11 protein-coding genes are annotated in these 12667 nt (G+C 72.4%); 9 read left to right on the top strand and 2 right to left on the bottom strand.

Annotated features, from left to right (window positions below; genetic code table 11):
* Positions 1–99: 99 nt before the first annotated feature.
* Entirely contained in the window at positions 100–1293 is a 1194-nt protein-coding gene (locus C2865_RS09000) for a PucR family transcriptional regulator (RefSeq protein ID WP_232835469.1), read from the bottom strand.
* Between the two features lie 201 nt (positions 1294–1494).
* On the opposite strand from C2865_RS09000, the gene C2865_RS08995 reads away from it, so the two are divergent.
* From C2865_RS08995 to C2865_RS08955, 9 genes are all read left to right on the top strand, one after another.
* Positions 1495–2358, top strand: coding sequence for an ABC transporter ATP-binding protein (locus C2865_RS08995; RefSeq protein WP_106397896.1), 864 nt, complete (start codon positions 1495–1497; stop codon positions 2356–2358).
* A complete protein-coding gene (locus C2865_RS08990; protein WP_106398642.1) occupies positions 2355–3167 on the top strand; it encodes an ABC transporter ATP-binding protein in 813 nt (270 codons plus the stop codon). Before C2865_RS08995 ends, C2865_RS08990 begins: the two co-directional genes overlap by 4 nt.
* Entirely contained in the window at positions 3164–4054 is an 891-nt protein-coding gene (locus C2865_RS08985; protein ID WP_106397895.1) for a branched-chain amino acid ABC transporter permease, read from the top strand. The genes C2865_RS08990 and C2865_RS08985 overlap by 4 nt, the downstream gene beginning before the upstream one ends.
* A gap of 76 nt (positions 4055–4130) precedes the next feature.
* Positions 4131–5195, top strand: a complete 1065-nt coding sequence (locus C2865_RS08980) for a branched-chain amino acid ABC transporter permease (RefSeq protein ID WP_232835566.1) — start codon at positions 4131–4133, stop codon at positions 5193–5195.
* The gene (locus C2865_RS08975; RefSeq protein ID WP_106397894.1) at positions 5192–6451 is read left to right on the top strand and encodes an ABC transporter substrate-binding protein; all 1260 of its coding nucleotides are present in this window, start codon (positions 5192–5194) and stop codon (positions 6449–6451) included. The genes C2865_RS08980 and C2865_RS08975 overlap by 4 nt, the downstream gene beginning before the upstream one ends.
* A gap of 278 nt (positions 6452–6729) precedes the next feature.
* The gene (locus C2865_RS08970; RefSeq protein ID WP_106397893.1) at positions 6730–7392 is read left to right on the top strand and encodes a GNAT family N-acetyltransferase; all 663 of its coding nucleotides are present in this window, start codon (positions 6730–6732) and stop codon (positions 7390–7392) included.
* Between the two features lie 259 nt (positions 7393–7651).
* A complete protein-coding gene (locus C2865_RS39940; RefSeq protein WP_106397892.1) occupies positions 7652–9259 on the top strand; it encodes a serine/threonine-protein kinase in 1608 nt (535 codons plus the stop codon).
* A gap of 171 nt (positions 9260–9430) precedes the next feature.
* Complete coding sequence (locus C2865_RS39935) at positions 9431–11158, top strand: serine/threonine-protein kinase (RefSeq protein ID WP_232835468.1); 1728 nt, start codon at positions 9431–9433, stop codon at positions 11156–11158.
* 93 nt (positions 11159–11251) lie between these two features.
* Complete coding sequence (locus C2865_RS08955) at positions 11252–11473, top strand: hypothetical protein (protein ID WP_157963632.1); 222 nt, start codon at positions 11252–11254, stop codon at positions 11471–11473.
* A gap of 97 nt (positions 11474–11570) precedes the next feature.
* Here the strand turns inward: C2865_RS08955 and glnII are convergent, their stop codons facing one another.
* Entirely contained in the window at positions 11571–12587 is a 1017-nt protein-coding gene (gene glnII / locus C2865_RS08950) for a glutamine synthetase GlnII (protein WP_106397890.1), read from the bottom strand.
* Positions 12588–12667: the final 80 nt, after the last annotated feature.

Below are 12667 nucleotides of genomic sequence, written 5' to 3'. Positions count from 1 at the left end.
CTCCTTTCTTCCCTCAAGAGCCGCGTTCACCGGATGCCGCCCGACTCGCTTGACCGCATCAGGACAGGCGGGACGGACGGGACGGGCGGGGCGGACGGGTCACTCCGCGCCGCGGATGCGGTAGGCGTCCAGGGCGAGCGCGAGCTCCAGCGCCTCGCGGGGGCGGTCCGGGGACCGGCCGGTGAGCGCCTCGATGCGGCGGATGCGGTTGAAGACCGTGTTGCGGTGGCAGTAGAGCGCGGCGGCGGTGCGGGCCGCCGAGCCGTCGCAGTCCAGCCAGCGGGTCAGGGTGGTCAGCAGCGTCTCGCGTTCGGGCGGGTCGAGGTCGAGCAGGGGCCGCAGCACCACCTCGACCAGGCGCTCGGCCAGGTCGGGCTGGCTGGCGGCCAGGGCGGCGGGCAGCCTGTCGTCCAGGTGGACCGTCTCGGGGCCCCGGCAGGTGCGCAGCGCGACCATCGCGTGGCGGCGCGCCTCGCACAGCTCCAGCAGCCCGTGCACCGCCGGGCCGACCCCCGACCTGTCGGCCAGCAGCGGCTCCACCACGCGCAGCGCCTCGGCCGGGTCGTGGTCGGCGAGCGAGACCACCAGGAGGTCGCATTCCGGGCGTGCGCGCCACAGCAGGCGCAGTCCCGCCGCCTCTCCGGGGCGGTGCGCCCGCGCCGGGCGGGGACCGTCGTGGCGGGTCGCCACCACCAGGTACCGGCCGAACTGGGGGACCTCCAGCGCCGCCGCGGCGGCGCGCACGACCGCGGTGTCGGCCCTGCCCTCCAGCAGCGCGTCCAGCAGGGCCTGCGTCCGTTCCGCGTGCCGGCTGCGCAGTTCGTTCTCGCGCCTGCGGTAGGCGTCGGCGGCGACCACGGCCTGCCGGTCCACCCCCTGCCAGACGCGTTCGGCGCCGCGCAGCAGGGCCGTCGCCTCGCCGGGGTGGTCGGTCGCCAGCAGGTCGACCATCGTCTCCCAGGTGATCTGGGTGGCCAGCCGGTAGCCGCGCAGCAACGCGTCCAGCGGGACGCCCTGCTCGGCGCGCCTGGCCGCGGTCTCGGCGGCGACGGCCAGGTCGCGCCGCTCCCGCCAGGGCAGCAGCATGCCCTCGATGCCCGCCTGGAAGCCGCGTTCGAGGTCGCGCCGGTGCTCGTGCTCGGGGAGGCGCCGGTAGGCGTCCTCGGTGGCGCGCAGCTCCGTCAGCAGCTTTCCGGCCATCTCCGGCACCCGCTCCAGAAGCCGGCCTGCCACCCGCCGCATGACCTCGAGGCTCTCTCCACCGGGCCGCGCGGGGTCCTTCACAACGTTCACTTCTCGCTCCCGCCCTGGACCCCCGAGCGGTCGTTCTTCCAGTAACGAACGTTATCCGAAGCCTGTGCATTTGCACAGATCTCTTCCAGCACCTCAGCGGCCGGGGTTGTGCATCGGTCTCCAGTTCCCGCCGGAGTCTGGACGGCCGCCCATCCGGGGGATTTGTGTTTTCCCTCACACCACTGCAGTACGAGGAGCACCATGGCCGCTGACGACCCCCCTCCGCCCGAGCACCCGGTCAAGAGGCCGCCGCTCCCGGAGAAGGCTCCCGGAAGCGGCCTCCTCATCGAGGACCTCCAGGTCTCCTACGGTCCGGTCCAGGCGCTGCGCGGGGTCTCGCTCCAGGCGCCCGAGGGCTCGGTCGTGGCCGTGCTGGGCTCCAACGGGGCGGGCAAGTCGACGCTGCTGCGCGCGGTCTCCGGCACCCTGCGCTTCCACCGCGGAGCCGTCACCGGAGGCGGCGTGGCGTACGCGGGAGACCGGCTGACGGGCCTGAACGCCGCGGAGATCGTGGCGCGCGGCGTGACCCAGGTGCCGGAGGGCCGGCGGGTCTTCGGCCGGATGACCGTGGCGGAGAACCTGCGGGCCGGGGCACTGGGCGTGCGGGGGCGCAAGGCCGCGGCGGCCGCCCGCGAACACGTCATGGAGCTGTTCCCGGTGCTGGCCGAACGCGCCGGGCAGCGCGCCGGGCTGCTGTCGGGCGGCGAGCAGCAGATGCTCGCCATCGGGCGGGCGCTCATGGCCCGGCCGCGGGTGCTGCTGCTCGACGAGCCCACCCTCGGGCTCGCCCCGCTCATGGCCGCCCGCATCGCCGAGACCGTCCGGCGCATCAACGCCGAGGGCACCACGGTGCTGCTGGTGGAGCAGAACGCCGCGATGGCGCTGTCCCTGGCCTCCCACGCCTACGTGCTGGAGGTCGGCGAGGTCGTCATGTCCGGCCCGGCCGGCGAGCTGGCCGCCAGCGACGAGGTGCGCCGCCGCTACCTGGGCGAGAGCGACGAGGAGCTCCCGCCGCAGGACGGCGGCTCCCCCTCCCGGCCCGTCCTGACGAGGTGGCCGGCATGACGGCCCTCCCCCTGCCCCCGCTGGAGGTACGCGACGTCACCGTCCGGTTCGCCGGGCTCGTCGCCCTGGACTCGGTGGGCTTCACCGTCGAGCCGGGCTCGATCCACGCCGTCATCGGGCCCAACGGAGCGGGCAAGTCCACCTGCTTCAACGTGCTCTCGGGCGTCTACAGGGCCTCCTCGGGCAGCGTGCGGTTCGGCGGCGCCGAGCTCACGAAGCTGCCCACGCACCGCATCGCGGAGCTCGGCGTGGCCCGCACCTTCCAGAACATCGCGCTCTCCCCGCACCTGTCGGTCGCCGACAACCTGATGCTGGGACGGCACCGGCTGACCCGCACCGGCTTCGTCTCCGCCGGGCTGCGCCTGCCGTCCGCCCGGCGCGAGAGGGCCGTCCACGCCGGGCGGGTCGCCGAGATCGCCGCGTTCGTCGGGCTGACCGAACGGCTGCCCGTCCCGGTCGGGCTGCTGCCCTACGGCGTGCAGAAGCGGGTGGAGCTCGCCCGCGCCCTGTGCATGGAGCCGAGGCTGCTGCTGCTCGACGAGCCGGTCGCCGGCATGAACGGCGGCGAGCGGCGCGAGATGGCCGCCCTCATCTCCGCGATCCGCGAGGACCTCGGCATCTCGCTGCTGCTGGTCGAGCACGACATGGGCATGGTGATGCGCCTCGCCGACGCCGTCACCGTCCTCGACTTCGGGAAGCGCATCGCCGGCGGCACGCCCGCCGAGGTCCAGCGCGACCCCGAGGTCGTCCGTGCCTACCTCGGCGCCGCCGCGGAAGAGCCCGCCGCACACGACGAGGAGCAAGTGTGACCACCTTCGCCGAACTCCTGCTGAACGGGATCTCGATGGGGGCTGTGTACGCGCTCATCGCCCTCGGGTTCGTCATCATCTTCAAGGCCAGCGAGGTCGTGAACTTCGCGCACGCGTCGCTGCTGCTGGCCGGCGGGTTCATCACCGCCAAGCTGCACGGATCGATCGGGTTCTGGCCCGCGCTGGCCGCGGGCATCGCCGGAGCCGCCGCGGTCGGCTGCCTGGTGGAGTTCCTGGTCATCCGGCGCTCCAAGGCCGCCGACCACAGCGTGCTGGCGATCGCCACCATCGGCGTCGACATCGTCCTGGCCACCGAGATAGCCCGGCACATCGGCACCGACGTCCTGGCGATGGGCGACCCGTGGGGCGACCAGGTCGTGCGCCTCGGCCCGGTCTCCATCTCCGAGGCCCGCCTCGCCGCCCTGCTCGTGGCCTTCGTGCTGATCGCGACGTTCCTGCTGGCGTTCAAGCACACCGGCTGGGGCGTGGCGATGCGGGCGGCCGCCGAGGACGGCGAGACCGCCGCGCTCATGGGCGTGCGGCTCAGCCGCGTCTCGATGAGCGCCTGGGCCGTGGCGGGGGCGCTCGCCGCCGTGGCCGCGCTGTTCCTGGCCGTCTTCCCCACCCCCGGCCTGGACAAGACGACCGGCATGGTGGCGCTCAAGGCGTTCCCCGCCGCGATCCTCGGCGGGCTGGACTCCACCACCGGGGCGCTCGTCGGCGGGCTGCTCATCGGCGTCACCGAGGCGCTGATGAGCGGCTACCAGGGCGACCTGAGCTTCCTCGGCCGGGGCATCGGGGACGTCGCGCCGTTCCTGGTCATGCTCCTCGTACTGCTCATCCGCCCGGCAGGGCTCTTCGGGACCAGGGAGCTGACCCGTGTCTGAGACCTCCGTGTCCAAGAGGCCCCCCGCCAAGCGGCCCCCGGCCGCGGGATCCGCGCCCCGCGCGTTCCCGACCGGCGTGGTCGTCTGGGCGGCCGTCGCCGCGGTGGCGGTCGCGGTGCCCTTCTACCTCGACGCCTTCTGGCTGACGGCCGGGATGTTCGCGATGTCCGCCGCGGTGGGCGCGATCGGCATCAACCTGCTGACCGGCGCGACCGGCCAGCTGTCCATGGGCCACGCCTTCTTCCTGGCGGTCGGCGCGTACGGGTACGTCTACTTCTCCGCCGAGCCCGACGGCCACCTCGGCGGCCTGGGCCTGCCCACCCCGCTGGCGGCGGTGCTGGCGATCGCCCTGGCCGGGCTGGCGGGCGGGGTCTTCAGCCCGATCGCCGGCCGGCTCAAGGGCGCCTACCTGGGCATCGCCACCCTCGCCCTGATCTTCCTCGGCCAGCACGTGCTGTTCAGCGCCGAACCGGTCACCGGCGGCTACAACGGGCGCGCGGTGCCCCCGCTGGAGCTGTTCGGCTTCAGCTTCTCCGACGAGACCGACCTGGTCGTCATGGGGATCCCCTTCGGCGCGCCCGAACGGCTGTGGTACCTGGGGGCCGTGCTGCTGGCGCTCGCCGCCTTGTTCGCCCGCGGCGTCCTGCGCGACCGGCCCGGCCGCGCCATGAACACCATCCGCGACCACGAGACGGCCGCCGGCGTCATGGGCGTCCCGGTCGCGCGGTACCGGGCGGGCGTGTTCGTCCTGTCGTCGATGTACGGCGGCCTGGCCGGCGTGATGCTGGCCCTGTCCTTCCAGCGGGCCGTGCCCGACTACTTCGGCGTGATGTTGTCCCTCGACTACCTGGCCATGATCGTGATCGGCGGCCTGGGCTCGGTCGGCGGGGCCGTCATCGGCGCCGTCTTCGTCTCCCTCCTGCCCCAGGTGCTCACCCGCTACAGCGACTCGATGCCCCTGGTCGCCCAGCCGGGCGAGAGCGGTTTCTCCCCCGCGGAGGCGGCCCGGATGCTGTACGGCGCCGCGGTCGTCGCCGTCGTCCTGTTCCTCCCGGGCGGACTGCTCGGACTGGCCTCCCGGATCCGCGCCTCGCTGGCCGGAAGACGCCCCCATCCCCGCAACACAAGGAGTTCCTCATGAACGGGTTCCGACTGAGCGCCGGAGCACTCGGCATCGCCGCGATGCTGGCGCTGGCCGCCTGCGGCAGCGACAAGGGCGCGGGCGGTGGTGACGAGACCGGCGCCGACGGCGTCAAGCACGGTCCGGGCGTGAGCGACAAGACGATCGGCGTCGGCATGATCACCGACCTGACCGGCCCCTACGCCCCGCTGGGCAAGAGCATCTCCCAGGGCGCCCAGCTGTACTTCGAGCAGGTCAACAAGGCCGGCGGCATCTGCGGGCGCACGGTCGAGCCGCAGGTCCGCGACATGGGCTACGACGTCCAGAAGAGCGTGGCCTCCTACACCGAGCTGGAGCCGAAGGTCGCGGCGTTCGCCCACTTCATCGGCTCGGCGACGGTCGGCGCCGTCCAGGACCGCATCGCCAAGGACGGGCCGCTGACCCTGGTGCTGGCCTGGTCGCCGCAGATGCTGGGCGCGAAGCAGATCCAGATGACCGGCACCACCTACGCGATCGACGTCATCAACGGCGTCGACTACGCGGTGGACGAGCACGGCCTGAAGTCCGGCGACAAGATCGGCCACATCTACGTCGAGGGCGACTACGGCGTCGACTCCCTGGCGGGATCGACGTTCGCCGCCGGGCAGCACGGCATGACGGTCGTCGAGCAGAAGGTCAAGGCCACCGACGCCGACATGACCTCGCAGATCGCGGCGATGAAGTCCGAGGGCGTCAAGGCCATCGTGCTGTCCACCAGCCCCAAGCAGACCGCCTCCGCGGTCGGCGTGGCCGCCGCCCAGGGCATGGACGTGCCGTTCCTGGGCAGCAACTCCTCCTTCGCCCCGCAGCTGCTGGACACCCCCGTCGGCCCGGCCCTGACCAAGGGCTTCGTGGTCATGCAGGCGTCCAGCCCGCTGAGCGCGGACCTGGAGACCATGAAGAAGCTGGCCACCGACTACAAGGCCAAGTACCCCGACGCCGTCCTGGACAACGGCGTGATGGCCGGCTACACCACCGCGGCGATCACCGGCGACGCCCTGAAGCTCGCCTGCGGGAAGAAGGACCTCACCCGCGAGGGCATCATCTCCGCGCACCGCTCCCAGAACGCCTGGGACGGCGGCTTCGGCAGCAAGATGGACTTCACCGACGTCGGCCAGCCCCCGTCCCGCGAGACCTACATCCTCCAGCCCGACAAGGACTCCCTCGGCGGCCTGAAGACCGTCCGGGAGGCCTCCGTCTCGGAGAACGCGCAGAAGTACGAGATCAAGCTCGGCTGACCCGTGCCGGGCCGAGGGCCGGGCGTCCCGTCTCCGCGGGGCGCCCGGCCCTCGCCGTACGGTCGACGGGTTGCGTTCCATGGGCGGGATCTATCGTTGTCCCGAAGAATCAATGCCTGAGGGGGACTCCATGGACGCTTTCATCGCCGGGCTGCCCCGCTCCGTCAAGGACCGCCACCTCTGCGAGCTGGAGGACTACGCCCGCTCCTTCTCTGCCTGACCCCCCGGCCGGAAAACCGGATGACAGCCGGGTGCCCCGCCGCTCAGGATGGTCGGGTATGAAGCACTGGCCCTTGTTCGGGCTGAGGCTGCGTACGCCCCGTCTGGAGCTGCGGCTGCCCGGCCCGAAGGAACTCGACGAGCTCGCCGACACCGCGCTGGACGGGGTGCACCCGTCCGACGAGATGCCCTTCGCCACGCCGTGGACGCACGCGCCCCGTGAGGAGCTCGGCGGCCGCGTGGTGCAGTGGCAGTGGAAGATGCTGGCCGAGTGGACGCCCGAGAACTGGCATCTCCCGCTGGCCGTCGTCCACGAGGGGCGCGCGATCGGCGTCCAGGAGCTGCACGGGCGTGATTTCGCCGTCGTCCGGGAGGTCTCCTCGGGCTCCTGGCTCGGCCTGCGGCACCAGCGCCGGGGGCTGGGCACGGAGATGCGCGCGGCGGTGCTGGAGCTGGCCTTCACCGGCCTGGGCGCGCGGTTCGCCACGACCGGGGCGCACGCCGGCAACCTCGCGTCCCAGGGCGTCACCCGCAGGCTCGGCTACCGGCCCAACGGGGTGACGCGCTCGGCCGTCCTTGACCGCCCGGTCGAGGAGCTGCGGTTCGTCCTCGACCGGGACGGCTGGCTGGCGCACCGGAGGGTCGAGACCGAGATCGAGGGTCTGCCGCCCTGCCTGCCCCGCTTCGGCCTCACCGGGGACGCCTCCGGCCGGAACCGCTAGAGCCCGCTCCGGAAACGCCGATGTCCGGCCGCCGGCGACGTGGACGAGAAAAGGAGAGGCGATCCATTCCCCGTCCCGCCCGTCCGGCTCGGAGCACTCCTTGCGGACGGCGCGGGACATCAGTTCTTTGAGAATCCCACGAAGTTCGGCGGGGTTCGTGATCTCGGTCATGGGTTGCGGAAAGCTGCCCAAATTATCCGCATCTACTCCATTAAAGTGGCTCCACTACTTTTGTTAAGCGCGGTGACAGGAGTGAACCATGGTGCAGGCCCGGCCGCTGCGCGTGAGCGACCCCGCGTCGATCGGGCCGTACACGCTGGTCGGCGTGCTCGGCGAGGGCGGCCAGGGCACCGTCTACCTCGGCGAGCGCCGCGGAGAACAGGTCGCGGTCAAGCTGCTGCACGCCAGGTTCGCCGAGGACGACGAGGCCCGAGGCAGGTTCGTCCGCGAACTGGAGGTCGCCAAACAGGTCGCCCGCTTCTGCACCGCACAGGTCCTCGACGCCGACGTCGAAGGCGACCGCCCCTACATCGTCAGCGAGTTCGTCCCCGGCATCTCCCTCCAAGAGCAGGTGGACGCCGAAGGGCCACGGGCCGAGGGCACGCTGGAGCGGCTGGCGATCAACACCCTGAACGCCCTCACCGCCATCCACCAGGCCGAGATCGTCCACCGCGACTTCAAACCGCACAACGTCCTCATCGGCCCGGACGGGCCGCGCGTCATCGACTTCGGCATCGCACGGGCGCTGAACGTCACCTCGCACAGCCAGAACATCGGCACCCCGGCCTACATGTCCCCCGAGCAGCTGAACGGCCACCAGCTCACCACGGCGTCCGACCTGTTCTCCTGGGCGGCCAGCATGGTCTTCGCCGCGACAGGCGCCCCGCCGTTCGGAGAGGACGAGATCGGCGCGGTCGTCTACCGGATCGCGCACGCCGAGGCCGACACCGGCGCGCTGCCCACCCCGCTGCGCGAGGTCGTCCAGGCCTGCCTGGCCAAGGACCCCGCCGCACGGCCGACCGCCGCCCAGGCGCAGGCGATGCTCATCGGCGGCGACGCGCCCGCCGCCCTCCTGCCGCGGCGGCCGACCGTGCCCGTCCGGTCAGAGCGACCGGAGCAGCCGGAACAGCCGGAACAGCCCGGACCGCACGAGTCCCGCCCGCTCGTGATCGGCCCGCCGACGGGCGACGCGCCGCCCGGCCGGCGGCGGCCCGTCGGCGCCGTCCTGGTCTCCGCCGTCCTGGTCGCGGCCGTCGGCGTCGCCGCATGGGCGCTGACCAGGGACGACAAGCCCCAGGTCACCGCCATCGCCCCGACGACGGCCCCGGTCACCGATCCCGGGCGGCCCTCGCGGAGCGCCTCCCCCAAGCCCGGCAAGAAGACCAAGCCGCGGCCGACCGTCATCATCACGGTCACCGCCAGCCCGTCCGACGACGGCCAAGGCTCCGGCCCCCCGGCCGCCGCGCAGTCGCCCGTGGCGGACGGCCCCGCGGCGGACGGCCCCGCGCAGCCCTCTTCCGCGCCCGTCAAGCGCAACCCCCACGATCCCGTTCGGCTCTGCAACGGCAGGAGAGGCGGCGGCTTCGCCTTCAAGAACGCCGTCGCCTTCCCCGGCGGACAGACACTCCAGCTCACCAACCGCGCGGGCGTCAGCTGCGTCGTCACCCTGAAGACCGCGGACCTGGACCGCGAGACCCTCGTCTTCGCCCAGGTCATGCGCCAATCCGACCGGAGGGCCGCCTCCACACGGGTCAAGCACCGGTACTACGCGGGTCCGATCTACCTGCCCACCCAGAACACCTGCATACGGTTCGCGGGCGGCGGCCCCGCGGGCGCCAAGGGCACCTCGTGGGTCGGCTGCGGCTGACCCTCCGCTCGTTCGCCGGCGCGGCCGGAATTCCCGGCCGCGCCGTCGGCGGCCGAGACGGGAAAAGGAGAGCCGGCGTTCGCGGGCTCGTCCGGCCGGACCGGATTATCCGCCCCGGCTCCATTAAAGTAGCCCCACTGCTTTTGTGAAATGTCGTGACGGGAGTGAACCATGGTGGAGACCCGGCCGCTGCGCGCGGGCGACCCCGCGTCGATCGGGTCGTACACGCTGGTCGGCGTGCTCGGCGAGGGCGGCCAGGGCACCGTCTACCTCGGCGAGCGCGACGGGATGCCGGTGGCGGTCAAGCTGCTGCACGCCAGGTTCGCCGAGGACGACGAGGCCCGAGGCAGGTTCGTCCGCGAACTGGAGGTCGCCAAACAGGTCGCCCGCTTCTGCACCGCACAGGTCCTCGACGCCGACGTCGAAGGCGACCGCCCCTACATCGTCAGCGAGTTCGTCCCCGGCATCTCCCTCCAGGAACAGGTGGAGACCGAGGGACCCCGGACGGACGGCGCGCTGGAGCGGCTGGCGATCAACACCCTGAACGCCCTCACCGCCATCCACCAGGCCGGCATCATCCACCGCGACCTCAAGCCGCACAACGTCCTCATCGGCCCGGACGGGCCCCGTGTCATCGACTTCGGCATCGCACGGGCGCTGAACGTCACCTCGCACAGCCACAGCATCGGCACTCCTGCCTACATGTCCCCCGAGCAGCTGAACGGCCACCAGCTCACCGCGGCGTCCGACCTGTTCTCCTGGGCCTCCTGCATGGTCTTCGCCGCGACAGGCACCCCGCCGTTCGGCAGCGACGAGATCGGCGCGGTCGTCTACCGGATCGCGCACGCCGAGGCCGACACCGGCGCGCTGCCCACCCCGCTGCGCGAGGTCGTCCAGGCCTGCCTGGCCAAGGACCCCGCCGCACGGCCGACCGCCGCCCAGGCGCAGTCGATGCTGATGGGCGGCACCGGCGCGCAGCCCGTCCTCCAGCCGCAGCCGCCGATCGTGCCGCCCTCCCCGCCGGCCCCTCAGACCGTCGTCACGAACCCGGCGGAGGGCGCACAGGCCTGGGCCCCGCAGCAGCCGCAGCCCCCGCAGCAGCGCGAGCCCTACCCCTTCGAGATCGGCCCCAAACCGGGCGAGAGCGACGCGCTGGCCGGGCGCCGGCCCACCATCGCCATCGTGATCTTCATCATCATGCTGTTGTCGATCGGTGTCACCGGCTGGGCCCTGACCAGGGACGACGAGCCGAAGAAGTCAGACGAGGTCACCGGGCTCGCCCCGCAGAACCTCCAGCTCACCGTCTCCGCGCAGCCCTCACGGCCCACCGCGTCCTCCCGCCCGACCGACAAGCCCGGCTCGACCGACAAGGAGCCCCGGCCGGAGAAGACCGTCGTCGTCACGGTCACCCCCAGCGCGCCCGACCACGACAAGCCCGGCCCCTCGGCCCCGCCCTCGCCCTCGGACGGCGCGACGCAGCCGCCCGCGCCCGCGCCGAGCACGCCCCCCGTGGTGACCGCGCCCCCGCAGCCCTCCCCCTCGCCGACCCGGACCGTCGAGCGCAACCCCTACGGCGCCGTCCAGGTCTGCAACGGCGGAGGCCGGGGCGGGGGCTTCCAGGTGCAGCGGTCGCGCAACTTCCCCGGCGGCCGGACGGTCCAGCTGTACAACGCGGCCGGGTTCAACTGCGTCGTCACCCTGAAGACCGCGGACCTGGACCGCAAGACCGGTGTCTTCGCCCGCCTCGTCCGCCAGTCCGACCGCAGGAGCGCCGTCGACCGGGGCATGTACCAGTTCTACGCGGGCCCGGTCTACCTGGCCGCCAAGGGCACCTGCGTACGGTTCGCGGGCGGCGGCCCGGCGGGCAGCGTCACCGCCCCGTGGGCCAACTGCCGCTGACCCCGCCCCCGCGGGGGGCCGGTACCCGAGATCGCCTCCGGTTCATCTTCCGTTCACCTGCGGGTCGCGCTGCAGCGTGAGAGAGTGGTCACTGTGAGCGATACCAGTGGCTGGAGTGACCGGCAGCGCGGTGCCGTGCTCGCGTCGTTGCTGTCCGATCTGCTGAACACGGTGCCGACCGCCCGGGACTCCTGGACGTGCGACGCCGCCGAACTCGACCGCAGGCACCGGGGCGCCGAGGAGCTCGCCGCCCAGATGGACCGCGTCCTGCGGCCCGTCCCGCACGTGCCCCCCGCCCGCGGTCCGCTCCCCTAGCCCGCTCCGGGGAGCCCGTGAACGCCGAGACCCCCTGCCCGGGGGGACAGGGGGTCTCGGTCGACGTCGTCGCGCGCGTCGGGCTCCGGGTCGCCGGTCAGACCTGGCCGGCCTTCTCCAGGGCGGTGCAGCAGGTGTTGACGATCATGCGGGTCACGACGTACGGGTCCATGTTGGCGTTCGGGCGGCGGTCCTCCAGGTAGCCGCAACGCTCGATCTCGACCTGCCAGGGCAGGCGGATGGAGGCGCCGCGGTCGGAGACGCCGTAGGAGAACTCGCTCCACGGGGCGGTCTCGTGGGCGCCGGTGAGGCGGTCCTCGACGCCGTCGCCGTAGGCCTTGACGTGCTCGAGGAACTTCTCGCCCAGGGCCTCGCAGGCGGTGATGATCGGGTCGTAGCCCTCGCGCATCGCCTTGGTGGAGAAGTTGGTGTGCGCGCCGGCGCCGTTCCAGTCGCCCTTCACCGGCTTGGGCTCGATGGAGAACTGCACGCCGTACTTCTCGAAGACGCGCAGCGCGATGTAGCGGGCGACCCAGATGTGGTCGGCGGCCTCTTCGGGACCGGCCGGGCCGATCTGGAACTCCCACTGGCCGGGCATGACCTCGGCGTTGATGCCGGAGACCTTCAGACCGGCGGTCAGGCAGGCGTCGAGGTGCTCCTCGACCATCTCGCGGCCGAAGACGTGGTCGGCGCCGGCGGCGCAGTAGTACGGGCCCTGCGGGGCGGGGAAGCCGTTCTCGGGGAAGCCCAGCGGACGGCCGTCCTTGATCAGGGTGTACTCCTGCTCGATGCCGAACCAGGACTCCTGCGCGGCGAACTGCTCGGCGACCGGGGAGAGCAGCGCGCGGGTGTTGCTCTCGTGGGGGGTGCCGTCGACGTTCAGCACCTCGCACAGCACCAGAACGTCCTTGGACGGGTCGCGCAGCGGGTCCGGGCAGGTGAAGACCGGCTTGAGCTGGCAGTCCGAGGAACCGCCCTTGGCCTGGTTGGTGCTGGAGCCGTCGAAGCCCCAGACCGGCAGCTCGGCCCCGTCTGCAAGGATGCGAGTCTTCGACCGCAGCTGGGCGGTGGGCTCGGTGCCGTCGATCCAGATGTACTCAGCCTTGAAGCTCATGGGAATCCTTGCGTGGTGTGCGAGGGAGGTGAAGCCGGGTTGTGCCTGTGCTCGGAATTCTGCTGAGCCGCGATTTCGCG

It is taken from the genome of Actinocorallia populi (assembly GCF_002995495.1).
In the GTDB taxonomy this organism is placed as follows: Bacteria; Actinomycetota; Actinomycetes; order Streptosporangiales; family Streptosporangiaceae; genus Actinocorallia; species Actinocorallia populi.
Note: the sequence above shows the minus strand (reverse complement) of the source record. Positions and strands in the feature narration are given on the sequence as shown.